Genomic DNA, 15,961 nt, shown 5'->3' on the forward strand with positions numbered 1-15,961 from the left:
CCTTCTTATTCAATAATGTGAGCAGGCACTCACTTTCCGTATCAGGCCAGTGTGCGCTCGCGGGCCTGTGCCTGGTCGACGATCCGTTCGGGATAATTCCCGCCCAGTACCATGCACCGAATTCCGCGAGCCGCTCCGCGCCGGCCAGCCACCGCGCGTGAATCCATTTTGCCGGCAAGTTCCGAGCTTCGGTAGATATCGTTTGATAAAGCGCCGTCGGGGTCGAATTTTTCGGATCGCCCGACCGGATTGAAAATACGGGCGTAAGGTTGCGCGCCATAGCCGGTCGAGGCGGCCCACTGCCAGCCGCCGTTGTTCGCCGAGCAATCGAAGTCGTTCAGCAAATCGGCGAAGTATCGCTCGCCGAGCCGCCAGTCGATGCCGAGATCTTTCGCGAGGAAGCTTGCCGTGACCATCCGCAGACGGTTGTGCATATAGCCGGTCTGGTTCAACTGCAGCATCGCGGCATCGACGAGCGGATAGCCGGTGCGGCCGTCGCACCAGGCGGCGAACGCTGCGTCGGCCGAGCGGCCTTTTTCCTGGTGCAACTGCTCGTATTCCGGCTTGAACGGCGCGCTTTTCGCGAGGCGCGGGTGGTGCGCGAGGACCATGAAGTAAAAATCCCACCAGATCAGTCCCGACAGCCATGTCGCGGCGCCTTTGCCGTCGGGTTGCAGCGACATCTCGTACGCGAGCCGCGCCAATGTGCGGATCGACACCGTGCCGAAGCGCAGATGCACCGACAGATAGCACGGCTTTTCGCAGCGGGGAAATCGCGCCGTTCCGCGTAGCTGTCGATGCGCGTGAGGAAATCGTCGAGCAGCTGTTGGGCGCCGCTCATGCCGGCGGCCAGTTGCAAGTCCGTCAGGTTGCCAGGCGCGAAGCCGAGCTGGTCGAGTGTGGCGATCCTGCACCGGCTCGCCTGGGTGGCGCGTCTGCCAGGCATCGACAATCGGCTGCAGGATCGTCGTGTCGAATACGAACACGCACCAGATACGCTCGCAATGCTTGGGCTCGTAGTACAGCGCGGCATGATCGGTGCTGCACAGATCGCGGCGGAACCAGACGAGGCCGGAGTCGAAGCTGTCGTGCAGGCGGCGGGCGCGTGTCATCGGGAGAGGCGGTCGGGCTGAAGGTGGTCGAGGACCGGCTACGCAGGATGCGTGCCGCGCGCGCGAAAACAATCAGCGCCCGGCCCTATTGTGCAGGGTGCGGGCGCTGCTCGCGACGGCACCGGGTAATGCGCCGTGAGCGGTTCTTCTTGAGCATTGCCGATCGGCGCAACGGCCGACCTGACCTCAAGCGACGTGCAGACGAACCGCGACGTTGTTACGCGTAGCGTTCGAGTACGGGCAGACCTGGTGCGCTGCATCCACCAGTTCCCTGGCAGCGTCCGCAGCCAGACCCGGCAGAGTGATACGCAGGTCGATGTCGAGCGCGAAGCCGCCCTTGTCGTTCGGACCGATGCCGACGTCGGCGGAAACCTGCGCGTCGGCCGGCAGGGCCTGTTTGCGCTGGCCGGCGACAAACTTCATGGCGCTCAGGAAACAGGCCGAGTAGCCGGCTGCAAACAGCTGTTCGGGATTCGTGCCTGCTGCGCCATTTCCGCCGAGTTCACGCGGTGCCGCCAGCTTCACGTTCAATGCATCGTCCGACGATACGGCGCGGCCGTCGCGGCCGCCGGTGCTCGTTGCGCTTGCCTTGTAGAGGATGTTCATGGTGCAGTTCCTAGTCTGGGGTCAGGGTTGGCTTGTTTGCCGCTGGCTGCCGGTTCGCCGGTCTGGCGAAGCGCTAGCGAAGCGGCAGGTGACCAAGATAGTACACAAATCATTTGTGTGCAAATTAATTTTGCGATGGAACCGGAACTAGTCCTTTTCAGTTATCGCACTACTGGTCCATGAAGTCGTTGAGCGTCGTGCGCAGGCGTGTGAGGTCGTCGCGCAGACGCAGCAGGAAGTCCGCCGTCTGCTGCGTCGCGCAGAAGATTTCGCCGGGCACGTCGCGCGCCTGACGCTTGAGCGCCTTGCCCGCGCTCGTCAGGCGAATGTAGACGAGGCGCTCATCGTCGGTGCCGCGCGCGCGCTCGACGAGTCCCTGCGCTTCGAGGCGCTTGAGCAGCGGCGTGACCGTCGCCGGATCGAGATTCAGGCGCGCGGCCATGTCCTTGACGGTGACGTCGTCGGTTTCCCACAGCACGAGCATCGCCAGATACTGTGGATACGTGAGTCCGAGCTTTTCGAGTAGCGGCTTGTACGCTTTCGTCATCGCGAGCGAGGTCGAGTAGAGCGCGAAGCACAGTTGCTCGTCGAGCGTGAAGGGGAGAGCGGGGCGCTGGGTCATGATTCATCTCGGCAAAAAGAGCGTGCAAATGGATTGCACGCAAACCATTGTGCCGCAAGTCGATTCAGGATGCCGGGCGTCGGGAACAGGTGTGTCGACAGAGACGTCGGGAAGGTGCGCGCGGAACACGCGGCGCGCGCGGGCGCCAGAACGGCTCCCGCGCGGGAACGACGGATCAGGCCGCCGGCGTGGTCGGCAGATCCGGCGTTTGCGGCGTCTGCACGCCGAAGCAGCCGCGATAGGTCGCGTAGAACGAGCAGTACAGCATGGTCGTGACGATCATCGTCGCGGGCATCAGGATCGCGAACGCGAAGTCGGCCGCGCCGAGCGCCTGCATCAGCGCGGACAGCCCGATCGACACGACCGTTGCGACTGCGAACCACAGCGCCGCGAATACGACGAAAGCGCCGCGATTGCGCCAGCAACTGACGACGCTGAAGAACATCGCCTTGACGGGCGGCACGTCGTGCCAGGCGGCGAGGATGGGCGAGAACCAGAACAGCATCGCGACCGGTATGTAGAACGCGAGCGCGGTGATCACCGCGAGCGGGATATTGCTGTTGGCGATCGTGTTCTCGTCCATCGACGCGTTGCCGAGCATCACCTTCAGCAGCATGCCGCCGTCGGCGAGCGCCGAGCCGGCCAGCACGAGCGCCATGGCGATGACATACAGCACGCCGAGCACGAGCAGCCGCCGCGCGACCACCGGGCCATACGAATGAAAGCCGTCGACAAGGATGGTCGGAAACACCGGTTTGCCCGCGATCGTGTTGCGGCATGCGGCCATGAAGCCGACCGCGACACCGGGAATGAACAATAGCGGCAACACGCCGCCGACCAACGGAATCTGTGACACGAGCGTCATCACCAGCAAATAGGTGAAGAACAGCGTCAGAAAGGCGAGCGGATTCTTGCGGAACAGCCAGATACCCTGGCGGAACCACACATAGCCGGTTTTCGCGGGGACTTCGATCAGTTGCATGAGGTATGGATGCCTGGATTCGCGATGCCCTGCAGGCGCTCGCGCAGAATGCGTTCGAAATGACCGGGGTCGTGCGGCTTCAGCAGTTCGGCCGCGCGCGGCAAATGAAAATCATACAGGCGCGAGACCCAGAAACGGTATGCGCCCGCACGCAGCATGTCGCCCCAGTGATGGTTTTCCTCGACGGTGAACGGCCGCACCGTCTGATACGCGCGCAACAGCGCCTCGGTGCGCTCGGCGTCGAGCTTGCCGGTCGCGAGGTCGACGCACCAGTCGTTGACCGTCACCGCGACGTCGAACAGCCACTTGTCGCAGCCGGCGAAATAGAAATCGAAGAAACCACCGAGCCGCACTTCGTGGCCGGTGTCGGGCGCCGCGTGAGCGAACATCGCGTTGTCGCGGAACAGGTCGGCGTGGCACGGGCCCGCGGGCATTGCCGCGTAATCGGCGGAGGCGAAGAACGCTTCCTGATGCGCAAGCTCGGACGCCAGCAGATCGCGCTGCTCGCCTTCCAGATACGGCAGGATCGTCGGCACGGATTCGCGCCACCACGGCAGGCTGCGCAGGTTCGGCTGATAGCGCGGATAGTCGCGGCCCGCGAGGTGCAGGCGCGCGAGCATCTGGCCGACCTCGACGCAATGCTCGACGCCCGGCGAGAGTTCGGGTGTGCCTTCGAGCTTCGTCACGATGGTCGCGGGTTTGCCGAGCAGCATGCCGAACAGTGCGCCGTCGAGACGCGGCATCGGATCCGGTACCGGCACGCGATGCGCGGCAAGATGCCGCATCAGGTTCAGATAGAACGGCAGTTGTTCAGCTGTCAGCTTTTCGAAAATCGTCAGCACGTATTCGCCGCGCGTCGTCGTCAGAAAGAAGTTGCTGTTTTCAATGCCGGACGAAATGCCGCGAAACTCGACGACATCGCCGAGATCGTAGTGACTCATCCATTCTGCGAGTTGGGATTCGTTGACAGCGGTGAAGACGGCCATGCGGAAACGTCGGATCAGGTTGGTCGGGCTGGCGCGGTGCGGCCAGTGCGAGGTGAGACAAACGAATGTGGCGGAGCGGGCGACGAATGCGGAACGGCGAAGTGCAAGCGTCGCCGCATTCAGCGCGGGTTCATCGCGCAGCGGCCGCGATCGGATTAAGCGGGGGCGCGCTCGCGCCGCGGCCGCCGTTGCCGGCGTGCCGCTTTCGTAACGATCAATAGTGGAGATTCACCGATGGCAAGCGCGTACTGGGCTTGCCGCTGTCGTGGACGGTGGGCGACGTGTCGGGCGACGCGCTCATCTGGTAGCGGGTGCCGAAATTCGAATGCACGTCGATTTCGACCGGCTTGCCCTTGTCGCGGAATTCGGTGATTTCGGTGCCGTTCGGGCTGACTTCGTGAAAGCTCGGCGTGCGCGGAACGTTGATGTCGACCTTCGAGCTGACCTCTGCGCCCGGACGATTGATCTTGTCCAGGTCCGGCAGACCGGCCCGTTCATTGGCGGACTGGGGCACGCCGGCGGCCGGCGGTTCGTCGACGGGCTGGGCAGCCATCGCGGCGTTGCCGAAGGCCAGAGCCAGCGCAACAGCGATGGGAAGGAGCAGCTTCATGGTGATTCTCCGATTGGGTGCCCGGATTCTAGCAAATCCGGCCTGACGCACGGGCGCCAAGCCTTATTTTGCGCCGGTTTCGCGCAACCTGCGCGCGTTCTCGCGGGCGCTGTTGCAAGCGTCGCCGCCGACATTTGGCAACAGCGGGTTCCGTGGTAATGTCGTCTCATCAAAAAGGGTGAACGATGATGATCAACAACGATATCAATCAGCGCACGGTGCAGACTCCCGCCAACAGCTTCCCAACCGAAGGCTTCGACGACGCGGCCGAGGCCGTCACCCGCCTCGCCGCGATCTACGAGGCGAACACGTCGTTCCTGCGCGATGCGTTCGCGCGCTATCGCCGCAACGAGCAGTTCGACCATCGCGTGCGCGCCTGTTATCCGTTCGTGCGCGTGCGTACCGAGGTCAACACGCACGTCGATTCACGCCGCTCGTACGGTTTCGTCGCGGGGCCGGGCGTGTTCGAGACGACCGTCACGCGGCCAGACCTGTTCGGCAACTACTATCGCGAGCAACTGCGGCTGCTGGCGAAGAATCATCACGTGCAGATCGAAGTCGGCGTGTCGGACCAGCCGATTCCGATTCATTTCGCGTTCGCCGAGGGCATCCACCTCGAAGGCGATCTGGACCGCGAGCGCCTGTTCCTGATGCGCGACATCTTCGATATACCGGACCTCGCGCTGCTCGACGACCGCATCGTCAACGGCACGTACGAGCCGCTGCCGGGCGAGCCGCATCCGCTCGCGTTGTTCACGGCGGCGCGCGTCGATTTTTCACTGCATCGGCTGAAGCACTACACGGCGACCTCGCCGACGCATGTGCAGAACTACGTGCTGTACACCAACTACCAGTTCTATATCGACGAATTCGTCAAGCTCGGCCGGGGCATGATGGCCCGTACCGACGACGAGGAATTGCGCGCCTATCGCAGCGAATACACGTCGTTCGTCGAGCCCGGCGACGTCATCACCTACAACGAGAATCTCGGCGAGCAGGCGCAGGAGGGCACGCTGCCGCCACGTCTGCCGCAGATGCCGGCCTATCACCTGAAACGCGCGGACGGCAGCGGCATCACGATGATCAACATTGGGGTCGGGCCGTCGAATGCGAAGACCATCACCGATCACATCGCGGTGCTGCGTCCGCATGCGTGGATCATGCTCGGCCACTGCGCGGGACTGCGCAACACGCAGCGTCTCGGCGACTACGTGCTCGCGCACGGCTATGTGCGCGAAGATCATGTGCTCGATGCCGATCTGCCGCTGTGGGTGCCGATTCCGGCGCTCGCCGAAGTGCAGGTCGCGCTCGAGCGCGCGGTCGCGCAGGTCACGCAGCTCGACGGCGTCGAGCTGAAGCGCGTGATGCGCACGGGCACGGTGGCGAGCGTCGACAATCGCAACTGGGAGCTGCGCGATCATCGCGAGCCGGTGCAGCGGCTGTCGCAAAGCCGTGCAATCGCGCTCGATATGGAAAGCGCGACGATCGCCGCGAACGGCTTCCGCTTCCGCGTGCCTTACGGCACGTTGCTGTGCGTGTCGGACAAGCCGCTGCACGGCGAGCTGAAGCTGCCGGGCATGGCCGATCAGTTCTATCGCGCGCAGGTCGATCAGCATCTGCAGATCGGCGTGAAGGCGATGGAACTGCTGCGGATGAATGGGCTGCATCGATTGCATAGCCGCAAGCTGCGGAGTTTCGCGGAAGTCGCGTTTCAGTAACTCAGGCCGAGGCACTGATAAACAGCCCGCTTACGCTGGATGTGCCGCTTTGAAGATGGCTCGCGAGCGACGTCGGAACCAATCGGCTTCGTTGGTTGTCGAGGTGACGCTCGCCGGCTCAACCCTGCCCGAAACCGGGTCAACCCGATCAAGCTCCCCGCCGCCAGCAGCCACAGCGGATGAATCCGCGTCTTCGTCGCCATCACGGCCGTGAACGCAGTAATCGCCCACGCTATCGCGGTCGGATTCGACGCGCGTGCGATCAGCGCCGCGCTCGCCGCGACGAGGCCGGTCGTCACCGGCACGAGTCCCAGCTGCGCAAAGCGGCGCCACGGACGGTCCTTGAAGCGGTCCCACGCATGCAGCGCGAGGATCGTCAGGAGCGACGACGGCCCGAACTTCGCAATCGACGTGACGAGCATGCCGGCCCAGCCGGCCACATGCCAGCCGATCAGCGTGACGATCATCTGGTTCGGGCCGGGCGCGGCTTGAGCGAGCGCGAACAGCGCGCTGAACTCGCTGGCCGGCATCCAGTGATGCACGTCGACCACCTGCCGCTGCATCTCCGGAAGGATCGTATTGCCGCCGCCGAACGCGAGCGGCGACAGCTGACTAAAAATCGCCGCAAGGGAATCGAGCATGTCGTTCATCGCGCGCTCCTTGCAGCAAGATAAATGCTGAGCGGCGTGAGCACGAGCATCGTCGGCAGCAGCGGCAGTCGCAGCATCGACGAGTGCGCGGCGCGCGAGCGGCAACGCGCCGCCGAATGAAATGAGACCGAGGCCGAGAAAGCCGCCGAAGATCTCACGCAACGTCGGCGCGAGTGCGAGCGCGGCTTCGGGTGAGGTGAGTTCGTTCAGATTGCGAGCTTCGAGTACCAGCTGAGCACGTTAGCGCCGGACGGCAAGCGTGCAAACGATTTGTTCGCCAATCCGGTTGACAGTCAGCGCGCCGCAAACTGGCCTGCTAAACGAAAGCGGGCAGCCCGAAGGCTGCCCGCCATGTGCGCGACGATAGGCATCGTGCTACGCGCAATGCGAGGCGCGCAGCCTCTTGCCATCACAGGTAGAACATCCGGTCTTCTTCCGACTTGACCGGATGAACTTCGCCTTCCTCGCGGTCTTCGTAGAACTTGAGCACCGCTTCGAGCACTTGGTCCGGATTGTCGATCACCTGCATCAGATCGATGTCGGTCGGATTGATCAAACCCATCGGAATCAGAGCGCTCTTGAACCACGCGAGCAGACCTTCCCAGAACTCGGCGCCGACCAGAATGATCGGCACATGGCGCGACTTCTTGGTCTGGATCAGCGTGAGCACTTCGGCCAGTTCGTCGAGCGTGCCGAAGCCGCCGGGCATCACGATCACCGCGTCCGAGTTCTTTACGAACGTGACCTTGCGCGTGAAGAAATGGCGGAAGCGCAGCGAGATGTCCTGCCACTGGTTGCCCGACTGCTCGTGCGGCAACTCGATGTTCAGACCGACCGAGGGCGCCTTGCCCGCATGCGCGCCCTTGTTGGCCGCTTCCATGATGCCGGGGCCGCCGCCGGAGATCACCGCGAAGCCAGCATCCGACAATTTGCGCGCGATCTGCGTGGCGAGTTTGTAGTACGGCGAGTTCGGTTTCAGGCGCGCCGAACCGTAGATGCTGACCGCCGGGCGAATCTCCGACAGGTACTCGGTCGCCTCGATAAACTCTGCCATAATCGTGAACATCTGCCACGATGCGCGGGCTTTCTTGGCCGTTGCGCGCTCTTGATCTGCGAGCGATCGCAGACTCGGAATCACTTTTCTCTTAGTCATAATGCCTGAAGAACGAAGCCTTGAAGGTAAGACCCTGCTGTTGGTCGACGGTTCGAGTTATCTGTACCGGGCCTACCATGCGATGCCTGATCTGCGCGGTCCCGAGGGTGGCCCGACGGGTGCGCTCTACGGGATGATCAACATGCTGCGGCGCATGCGCAAGGAAGTCACAGCAGAGTATAGCGCGTGCGTGTTCGACGCCAAGGGCAAAACGTTTCGCGACGACTGGTATCCGGAATACAAGGCGAACCGTCCGTCGATGCCGGAAGATCTTGCCCGTCAGATCGAGCCGATTCACGTCGCGGTGCGTGCGCTCGGCTGGCCGCTGCTGATGATCGATCGCGTCGAAGCGGATGACGTGATCGGCACGCTGTGCACCGAAGCGGAAAAGCTCGGCATGAACGTGGTCGTGTCGACCGGCGACAAGGACCTCGCGCAGCTCGTGTCGAACCGCGTGACGCTCGTCAATACGATGACCAACGAAACGCTCGACCGCGACGGCGTGGTCGCGAAGTTCGGTGTGCCGCCGGAGCGCATCATCGATTATCTGTCGCTGATCGGCGATACCGTCGACAACGTGCCGGGCGTCGAGAAGTGCGGTCCGAAAACCGCGGTCAAATGGCTGACGCAATATGAGTCGCTAGATGGCATCGTCGGGCATGCGAGCGAGATCAAGGGCGCGGTCGGCGAGAATCTGCGCCGCGCGCTGGACTTTTTGCCGATGGCGCGCAAGCTCGTCACAGTCGAGCGTCATTGCGATCTGACCGGGCACATCGTGTCGATCGAGGAAAGTTTGCCGAGCCTTCCCGAATCGCGCGAAGAGTTGCGCGAGGTGTTCACGCGCCACGGCTTCAAGACGTGGCTGCGCGAAGTCGAAATCGCCGATGCGGTCGAAGGTCCGGAAACCGACGTGCCCCCCGCGTTGTCAGTCGATCACGAGCGCCACTACGAGACCGTGCAAACATGGGAGCAGCTCGACGCGTGGCTCGACAGGATCAATGCGGCCGAGCTGACCTCGTTCGATACCGAGACCACGTCGCTCGATCCGATGATCGCGCAGATCGTCGGCTTGTCGCTGTCGGTCGAAGCGGGCCGCGCCGCGTATGTGCCGCTCGCGCATCGCGGCCCCGACGCGCCGGTGCAGCTGCCGCGCGACGAAGTGCTCGCGAAGCTCAAGCCGTGGCTCGAAAGCGCCGGCCACAAGAAGGTCGGCCAGCATCTGAAGTACGACGAACAGGTGCTCGCGAATTACGGCATCGAAATGCGCGGCGTCGAGCATGACACGCTGCTCGAGTCGTACGTGCTCGAATCGCATCGCACGCACGACATGGACAGCCTCGCGCTGCGTCATCTCGGCGTGAAGACGATCAAGTACGAAGAGGTCGCGGGCAAGGGCGCGCAGCAGATCGGCTTCGACGAAGTCGCGCTCGACAAAGCCGCCGAATATGCGGCCGAAGACGCAGACATCACGCTGCGTTTGCATCAGGCCTTGTATCCGCAGATCGCCGCAGAGAAGTCGCTCGACGACGTGTATCGCGAGATCGAAGTGCCGACTTCGCGCGTACTGCGCAAGATGGAGCGGACCGGCGTGCTGATCGACGCGGAGAAGCTGCGTCAGCAGAGCAGTGAGATCGCCACGCGTCTGATCGAACTCGAAGGCAAGGCGTACGAACTGGCCGGCGGCGAATTCAACCTCGGCTCGCCAAAGCAGATTGGTCAGATTTTCTTCGAGAAGCTCGAACTGCCGGTCATCAAGAAGACGCCGAGCGGTGCGCCTTCCACCGACGAAGAGGTGTTGCAGAAGCTCGCCGAAGACTATCCGCTGCCGAAGATTCTGCTCGAACATCGCGGCCTGTCGAAACTGAAGTCGACCTATACCGACAAGCTGCCGCGCATGGTCAATCCGCACACCGGCCGCGTGCATACGAACTACGCGCAGGCCGTCGCGGTGACGGGGCGGCTCGCGTCGAACGATCCGAACCTGCAGAACATTCCGGTGCGTACCGGCGAAGGTCGGCGCATCCGCGAGGCGTTCATCGCGCCGCTCGGGCACAAGCTCGTCTCCGCCGATTATTCGCAGATCGAATTGCGCATCATGGCCCACATCTCGGGCGACGAATCGTTGTTGCGCGCGTTTTCGCAGGGCGAGGACATTCACCGCGCGACCGCGTCGGAAATCTTCAGCGTGACGCCGCTCGAAGTGTCGAGCGATCAGCGGCGCGTCGCGAAGGTCATCAACTTTGGGCTCATCTACGGCATGAGCGCGTTCGGACTCGCGTCGAACCTCGGCATCACGCGCGATGCGGCGAAGATTTATATCGACCGCTACTTCACGCGCTATCCCGGCGTCGCGCGCTATATGGACGAGACACGTTTGAGCGCGAAGGCGAAGGGCTACGTCGAAACGGTGTTCGGCCGTCGTCTGTGGCTGCCCGAGATCAACGGCGGCAACGGTCCGCGCCGCCAGGCCGCCGAGCGTGCCGCGATCAACGCGCCGATGCAGGGCACCGCGGCTGACCTGATCAAGCTTTCGATGATCGCCGTACAGAACTGGATCGAAGACTCGAAGATCGGCACGCGGATGATCATGCAGGTGCATGACGAACTGATTCTCGAAGTGCCCGACGCTGAGTTGTCCGAAGTCCGCAAGCGCCTGCCAGAACTGATGTGCGGCGTCGCCGCGCTGAAGGTGCCGCTCGTCGCCGAGGTCGGTGCGGGCCTGAACTGGGAGGAAGCGCATTGACATGCCCGTGACATGCGCGCGATAACGTCGTGCGCATGTGACACATGGGTTTTGGCGACTTGTGACTTCTTAGGCGGGTCGAGGACAATCGGTTCAGGACGGCGCATTCATGCGCAGCGTCGCGACAGATAATTCATCGGCTATACGGAGAAGTGCAATGCATCGATTTATCGTCGTTGGCGGAGGTGCGGGAGGATTGGAACTGGCGACGCGTCTTGGCGATCGCTATGGGGCCGACAAGAAGGGGCGCAGCGCGCAGGCCCAGGTGACGCTGGTCGACCGCTATCCGACGCATATCTGGAAGCCGCTGCTGCACGAGGTGGCGGCGGGCAGCATGGACCCGTTCACGCAGGAGCTCCCGTACGCGGCGCAGGCGCGCTGGCATGGCTTCGCATTCCAGCAAGGCGACCTGACCGCACTCGACCGCACGAACCGACGCATTACGCTCGGCACCGTGCTGGACGACGACGGCGCTGAACTGCTGCCCGAACGCGAGCTCGAGTACGACACGCTGATCATCGCGATCGGCAGTACCACGGCCTTCTTCGGCGTCAAGGGAGCGGCCGAATTCTCCATTGCACTGGATACGGTTAGCGAGGCAGAGCGTTTCCGCAAGCGCCTGATCGCGGCGTGCATGCGCGCCGAGCATCAGGCACACGAGCCCGTCGAGTCGAGACCGGGACCCGGCACGTGGTCGTCCAGCGAGCCGCGCATTCAGGTGGCGATCGTCGGCGGCGGCGCGACGGGGGTCGAGTTGTCGGCGGAGTTGCGCAATACCGCGCAGGTGTTGTCCGCGTATGGCTTGCACAAGCTCGATCCGCGGCATGACGTCGGCATCGTGCTGATCGAGGCGGGGCCGCGCATTCTGCCCGCGTTGCAGGAGCGCGTTTCCACGGCCACCGCCGAATTGCTGACCAAGCTCGGCGTGAAGCTGATGATCGGCGAGACGGTGGCCGAGGTCGCGCCGGGCTACATCCGCACCGCGAGCGGTCACACCGTGCGGGCCGATCTGACCGTGTGGGCGGCGGGCATCAAGGCGCCGGCGGTGCTCGGTCAGCTCGACGGCTTGCCGGTCAACCGGCTCGGCCAGCTGGTCGTGCGCCGTACGCTGCAAACCGGGATCGACGACAACATCTTCGCGCTCGGCGACTGCGCGGCCTGCGAGTGGCCGGGCAACGAGCGCAACGTGCCGCCGCGCGCGCAGGCCGCGCATCAGCAGGCGAGCTTTCTGCTGAAGGCACTGGCCGCGCGCCTCGACAACAAGCCGCTGCCGGAATTCACCTATCGCGACTTTGGTTCACTGGTCTCGCTCGGCCACTTCAGCGCGGTCGGCAATCTGATGGGCGGGGTGATCGGCGGCAATATGCTGATCGAAGGGCTGTTCGCGCGCTTCATGTACATGTCGCTGTACCGGCTGCATATCGCGGCGCTGCACGGCTATCCGCGCATGGTGCTCGACACCTTTGCGCACTGGTTGCACCGTACCACGCTGCCGCGCGTCAAGCTGCACTGACAGGCGCGGACATTCTCCTCAGTTGAATGTGCAACGGGATGCGCGCAAGGCGTATCCTGTTGCCTCTAACAATACTTCGAGGAGCGTCCCGTGCTGAAGCCTGAAGTCGACTGTCTGATCCCGCACGTTCCTTTCGATCGGCGCACCTTCATCAAGGCGGCGCTGGGCACCGGTTTCGCGGCGGCGGTGCTGCCAGTCTCGGCGCAAACCATTCATACCGACAGCGACGGCCTCGAAGTAGGGGAAGTGGCGTTTCATTCGCTCGGTACGCTGATACCGGCCTACCGCGCGCAGCCGAAGGGCAAGACGCATCTGCCGGTGATCCTCGTCGTGCATGAGGCTTTCGGCGTGCACGAGCATATCGCGGACGTCTGCCGGCGCTTCGCGAAGCTGGGCTATCTGGCAATCGCGCCGAACCTGTTCGAGCGCGAGGGCGATCCGACCGTCTACACGAGCATCCAGCAACTGAGCGAGCAACTGCTCAGCAAGGTACCCGACGAGCAGGTGCTGGCCGACCTCGACGCAGCCGTCGCGTGGGCCGGCGAAAACGGCGGCGACCTGAACCGGCTCGGCGTGAACGGCTTCTGCTGGGGTGGGCGCATCTCGTGGCTCTATGCCGAACACAATCCGCGCGTGAAGGCGGGGGTCGCCTGGTACGGTCGCGTGACCGGCGCGAAGAATGCGATGACGCCGGCCAATCCGATCGATCTCGTCGCTGACCTTCATGCGCCGGTGCTCGGCCTGTACGGGCGCCAGGATCAAAGCAATCCGCAGGACACGCTCGAGCAGATGAAGCAGGCGATCGCGCAAGGGCCGCAAGCAGGACGCGGCTCGCAGTTCGTCGTTTATGACGACGCGGGTCACGCGTTTTTCGCCGATTACCGTCCGAGCTACAGGAAGGCCGATGCCGAGGATGGCTGGCGTCGCGCGCTCGTGTGGTTCAAGCAGCACGGTGTGGCTTGAAGCGCTGCTCGAATTCCTCGCGTCTGGTTACGACTTGCGGCGGCTCGCGCTCAAGGTTTCGCCCCCGTCGCCACCGGCCGTTTCGGGTCGGAGCTCCATTCGCTCCAGGAGCCCGCGTACAACGCTGAACCATGCAGGCCGGCAACCTCCATCGCAAGCGAATTGATGCAGGCGGTCACGCCCGAGCCGCATTGCAGCACCACGTGTTCGGGCGGCGTGTCGCCGAGCAGCGCGTGGAATTCCTCACGCAGTGTGTGCGCCGGCTTGAAGCGGCCGTCGGGGGTCAGGTTGTCCTTGAAGAAGCGGTTCAGCGCGCGCGGGATATGGCCGCCGACGCGGTCGAGCGTCTCGTTTTCGCCGCGATAGCGATCGGCCGCGCGCGCATCGACGACGATTCGCTCCTTCGAACCGAGGTTGCGCTCGACCGCCTGAGTATCGATAGTCACGGCGAGCGGTGCGGCCGCCTTGAAGTCGCCGGTGTTCTGCGCGGGCACGTCCTGCGTCAGCGGTTGGCCGGCCGCTTCCCATGCCTGCAGCCCGCCGTCGAGCAGCGCGACCGCGTCGTGACCGAGCCAGCGCAACAGCCACCAGACGCGCGCTGCGTACATGCCGCCTTGTGCGTCATATGCGACGACCTGTTGACCTTGCTTCAGTCCCCGCGACTCCAGCGTTTCGACGAGCCGCGCGCGATCGGGCAGCGGATGCCGGCCGTTCGAGCCGTTCTTCGGCCCGGACAGATCGCGATCGAGATGCAGATAGTGCGCGCCCGGCAGATGGCCGGCCAGCCAGGCTTTCTCGCCCGCGTCGGTATCGGCGAGGTCGAACCGGCAGTCGATCACGAACACGCTGCCCGGCGCGGCCGTGAGCAGCTCGGCAAGATTGGTCGCGGAGATCAGGGTGGTGTAATGAGTGTGGGGCATGAGCGTCTCCTCGATACGGGCGATGGCGGCTGCGGGCCGCGTCGTTCACGCGGCTGGCGCATGGCCGGTCTATATCGGTAGTCTAAACAAAAAAAGACGGGTCGAAGCCCGTCTTTCCTTGAGTCGATCGATGCGCCACGCGGCGCGGATCAGATCGTGCCGAGTTCGCGCCGCAGAAACTCGTGGAAGTGCTGCATACCGTCTTCCATCGGGCTCTGATACGGTCCGACCTGTGATTCGCCGCGCTCCATCAACGCGAGGCGGCCGGCGTCCATGCGCTCGGCGATCTCGTCGTCTTCGCGGGCTGTCTCCATATAGGCGGCGCGCTCGGCTTCGACGAAGTCGCGCTCGAACAGCGCGATTTCCTCGGGGTAATAGAACTCCACCACGTTGGTGGTCTTCTGCGGACCGCGCGGAATCAGCCACGACACGACCAGCACGTGCGGATACCACTCGATCATGATGCCCGGGTAGTACACCATCCAGATCGCGCCGAACTCGGGCGGATTGCCGTCGCGAAAGCGCAGCACTTCGTCGTGCCACTTGCGATACGTCGGGCTGCCCGGTTGCTCGAGCGCCTTGTGCACGCCGACCGTCTGCACGCTGTACCAGTCGCCGAACTCCCACGTCAGATCGTCGCAATTGACGAAGCTGCCGAGGCCCGGATGGAACGGTGCGACGTGATAGTCCTCCAGATAGACCTCGATGAAGGTCTTCCAGTTGTAGTTGCACTCATGGACTTCGACGTGATCGAACATGAAGCCCGAGAAATCGAAATGGCGCTTGGTGCCGAGGCGTGCGAGATCTTTCGCGATGTTCCGACCTTGGGCCTCGAACAGCAGACCCTGCCAGTTCTGCAGTGGCGTGGCGCCGAGATTCAGGCACGGGTTGTCGGCGAAATGGGGCGCGCCGAGCAGGTCGCCCTTCAGGTCGTACGTCCAGCGATGCAGCGGACAGACGATGTTCTGCGTCTGGCCGCGGCCGTTGAGCATGATGGCTTGCCGGTGGCGGCACACGTTCGACAGCAACTCGACTTGCGACTGCTGGTTACGGACGAGTACCCGCCCCTCGCGTTCGCTGGGCAAGGCAAAATAATCCCCCGCTTCGGGCACCATGAGATCGTGGCCGATGTAGCGAGGACCTTTCTTGAAAAGGGTGTCGATTTCGCGCGTAAGAAGCGCTTCGTCAAAGTAAGCCGTGACTGGCAGCTGGCTATGAATAGACCGCAACTGCAATGCATTGCTCAGATTGGACATTCCCACTCCCGATGAAGACGTGAAAGCAGTGAACAACCCAACCATCGAAGATTCGATTTAGGGAGCCCGCAATTATACCCGTTTCCCTGTGACAGGGGCACTTAAGTCCCTGATTTGGGTTAAAAAT

The 15,961-nt window shown here is 63.5% G+C and carries 13 protein-coding genes and 2 pseudogenes; 4 read left to right on the forward strand and 11 right to left on the reverse strand.

Annotation, left to right across the window (positions count from 1 at the left end):
- Nucleotides 1–41 precede the first annotated feature (41 nt).
- From OKW29_RS18395 to OKW29_RS18420, 6 genes are all read right to left on the reverse strand, one after another.
- The gene (locus OKW29_RS18395; RefSeq protein WP_429292019.1) at nt 42–1,112 is read right to left on the reverse strand and encodes an FAD-binding domain-containing protein; all 1,071 of its coding nucleotides are present in this window, start codon (nt 1,110–1,112) and stop codon (nt 42–44) included.
- A 186-nt stretch (nt 1,113–1,298) separates the two neighbouring features.
- Nucleotides 1,299–1,718 carry an organic hydroperoxide resistance protein gene (locus OKW29_RS18400; RefSeq protein WP_429292020.1) on the reverse strand — a complete coding sequence of 140 codons (420 nt, stop codon included), beginning with the start codon at nt 1,716–1,718 and terminating at the stop codon, nt 1,299–1,301.
- 169 nt (nt 1,719–1,887) lie between these two features.
- Nucleotides 1,888–2,340, reverse strand: a complete 453-nt coding sequence (locus OKW29_RS18405) for a MarR family winged helix-turn-helix transcriptional regulator (RefSeq protein ID WP_429292021.1) — start codon at nt 2,338–2,340, stop codon at nt 1,888–1,890.
- A gap of 175 nt (nt 2,341–2,515) precedes the next feature.
- Entirely contained in the window at nt 2,516–3,322 is an 807-nt protein-coding gene (locus OKW29_RS18410) for a BPSS1780 family membrane protein (protein ID WP_429292022.1), read from the reverse strand.
- A complete protein-coding gene (locus tag OKW29_RS18415) occupies nt 3,313–4,308 on the reverse strand; it encodes a homoserine kinase (protein ID WP_429292023.1) in 996 nt (331 codons plus the stop codon). The genes OKW29_RS18410 and OKW29_RS18415 overlap by 10 nt, the downstream gene beginning before the upstream one ends.
- A gap of 214 nt (nt 4,309–4,522) precedes the next feature.
- The gene (locus OKW29_RS18420; protein ID WP_184036200.1) at nt 4,523–4,918 is read right to left on the reverse strand and encodes a hypothetical protein; all 396 of its coding nucleotides are present in this window, start codon (nt 4,916–4,918) and stop codon (nt 4,523–4,525) included.
- A gap of 191 nt (nt 4,919–5,109) precedes the next feature.
- Here OKW29_RS18420 and OKW29_RS18425 point away from each other — a divergent pair, with 191 nt between their 5' ends.
- Nucleotides 5,110–6,636, forward strand: coding sequence for an AMP nucleosidase (locus OKW29_RS18425; RefSeq protein ID WP_409259241.1), 1,527 nt, complete (start codon nt 5,110–5,112; stop codon nt 6,634–6,636).
- A 137-nt stretch (nt 6,637–6,773) separates the two neighbouring features.
- On the opposite strand, the pseudogene OKW29_RS18430 reads toward OKW29_RS18425, so the two are convergent.
- The 3 genes and pseudogenes from OKW29_RS18430 to OKW29_RS18440 all read right to left on the reverse strand — a co-directional run.
- Nucleotides 6,774–7,286, reverse strand: a pseudogene (locus tag OKW29_RS18430) (chromate transporter); the annotation flags it as partial.
- Nucleotides 7,287–7,334: 48 nt separating this feature from the next.
- Nucleotides 7,335–7,496 (reverse strand): annotated as a pseudogene (locus tag OKW29_RS18435) (chromate transporter); the annotation flags it as partial.
- Nucleotides 7,497–7,695: 199 nt separating this feature from the next.
- Complete coding sequence (locus tag OKW29_RS18440; protein ID WP_035471771.1) at nt 7,696–8,439, reverse strand: TIGR00730 family Rossman fold protein; 744 nt, start codon at nt 8,437–8,439, stop codon at nt 7,696–7,698.
- A 1-nt stretch (nt 8,440) separates the two neighbouring features.
- Here OKW29_RS18440 and polA point away from each other — a divergent pair, with 1 nt between their 5' ends.
- The 3 genes from polA to OKW29_RS18455 all read left to right on the forward strand — a co-directional run bounded on the left by polA (nt 8,441) and on the right by OKW29_RS18455 (nt 13,658).
- Complete coding sequence (gene polA / locus OKW29_RS18445) at nt 8,441–11,182, forward strand: DNA polymerase I (protein WP_429292024.1); 2,742 nt, start codon at nt 8,441–8,443, stop codon at nt 11,180–11,182.
- 157 nt (nt 11,183–11,339) lie between these two features.
- Nucleotides 11,340–12,695 (forward strand): NAD(P)/FAD-dependent oxidoreductase, encoded by a 1,356-nt coding sequence (locus OKW29_RS18450; protein WP_429292025.1) that lies wholly within the window; start codon nt 11,340–11,342, stop codon nt 12,693–12,695.
- Nucleotides 12,696–12,785: 90 nt separating this feature from the next.
- Nucleotides 12,786–13,658: a dienelactone hydrolase family protein gene (locus OKW29_RS18455; protein ID WP_429292026.1), complete on the forward strand. Its 873-nt coding sequence runs from the start codon at nt 12,786–12,788 to the stop codon at nt 13,656–13,658.
- Between the two features lie 50 nt (nt 13,659–13,708).
- Here the strand turns inward: OKW29_RS18455 and OKW29_RS18460 are convergent, their stop codons facing one another.
- Both OKW29_RS18460 and OKW29_RS18465 read right to left on the reverse strand, forming a co-directional pair.
- Nucleotides 13,709–14,578: a sulfurtransferase gene (locus OKW29_RS18460; protein WP_429292027.1), complete on the reverse strand. Its 870-nt coding sequence runs from the start codon at nt 14,576–14,578 to the stop codon at nt 13,709–13,711.
- 149 nt (nt 14,579–14,727) lie between these two features.
- A complete protein-coding gene (locus OKW29_RS18465; RefSeq protein WP_429292028.1) occupies nt 14,728–15,834 on the reverse strand; it encodes an aromatic ring-hydroxylating oxygenase subunit alpha in 1,107 nt (368 codons plus the stop codon).
- Nucleotides 15,835–15,961 lie beyond the last annotated feature (127 nt).

The sequence above is a fragment of the Paraburkholderia sp. CI3 genome, from assembly GCF_050436505.1.
In the GTDB taxonomy this organism is placed as follows: Bacteria; Pseudomonadota; Gammaproteobacteria; order Burkholderiales; family Burkholderiaceae; genus Paraburkholderia; species Paraburkholderia tuberum.

What these genes read in the sequence shown, in the direction of transcription:
- OKW29_RS18395 (WP_429292019.1), bottom strand. Translation starts at nt 1,112, where the DNA reads ATGACACGCGCCCGCCGCCTGCACGACAGCTTCGACTCCGGCCTCGTC.
- OKW29_RS18400 (WP_429292020.1), bottom strand. Translation starts at nt 1,718, where the DNA reads ATGAACATCCTCTACAAGGCAAGCGCAACGAGCACCGGCGGCCGCGAC.
- OKW29_RS18405 (WP_429292021.1), bottom strand. Translation starts at nt 2,340, where the DNA reads ATGACCCAGCGCCCCGCTCTCCCCTTCACGCTCGACGAGCAACTGTGC.
- OKW29_RS18410 (WP_429292022.1), bottom strand. Translation starts at nt 3,322, where the DNA reads ATGCAACTGATCGAAGTCCCCGCGAAAACCGGCTATGTGTGGTTCCGC.
- OKW29_RS18415 (WP_429292023.1), bottom strand. Translation starts at nt 4,308, where the DNA reads ATGGCCGTCTTCACCGCTGTCAACGAATCCCAACTCGCAGAATGGATG.
- OKW29_RS18420 (WP_184036200.1), bottom strand. Translation starts at nt 4,918, where the DNA reads ATGAAGCTGCTCCTTCCCATCGCTGTTGCGCTGGCTCTGGCCTTCGGC.
- OKW29_RS18440 (WP_035471771.1), bottom strand. Translation starts at nt 8,439, where the DNA reads ATGACTAAGAGAAAAGTGATTCCGAGTCTGCGATCGCTCGCAGATCAA.
- polA (WP_429292024.1), top strand. Translation starts at nt 8,441, where the DNA reads ATGCCTGAAGAACGAAGCCTTGAAGGTAAGACCCTGCTGTTGGTCGAC.
- OKW29_RS18450 (WP_429292025.1), top strand. Translation starts at nt 11,340, where the DNA reads ATGCATCGATTTATCGTCGTTGGCGGAGGTGCGGGAGGATTGGAACTG.
- OKW29_RS18460 (WP_429292027.1), bottom strand. Translation starts at nt 14,578, where the DNA reads ATGCCCCACACTCATTACACCACCCTGATCTCCGCGACCAATCTTGCC.
- OKW29_RS18465 (WP_429292028.1), bottom strand. Translation starts at nt 15,834, where the DNA reads ATGTCCAATCTGAGCAATGCATTGCAGTTGCGGTCTATTCATAGCCAG.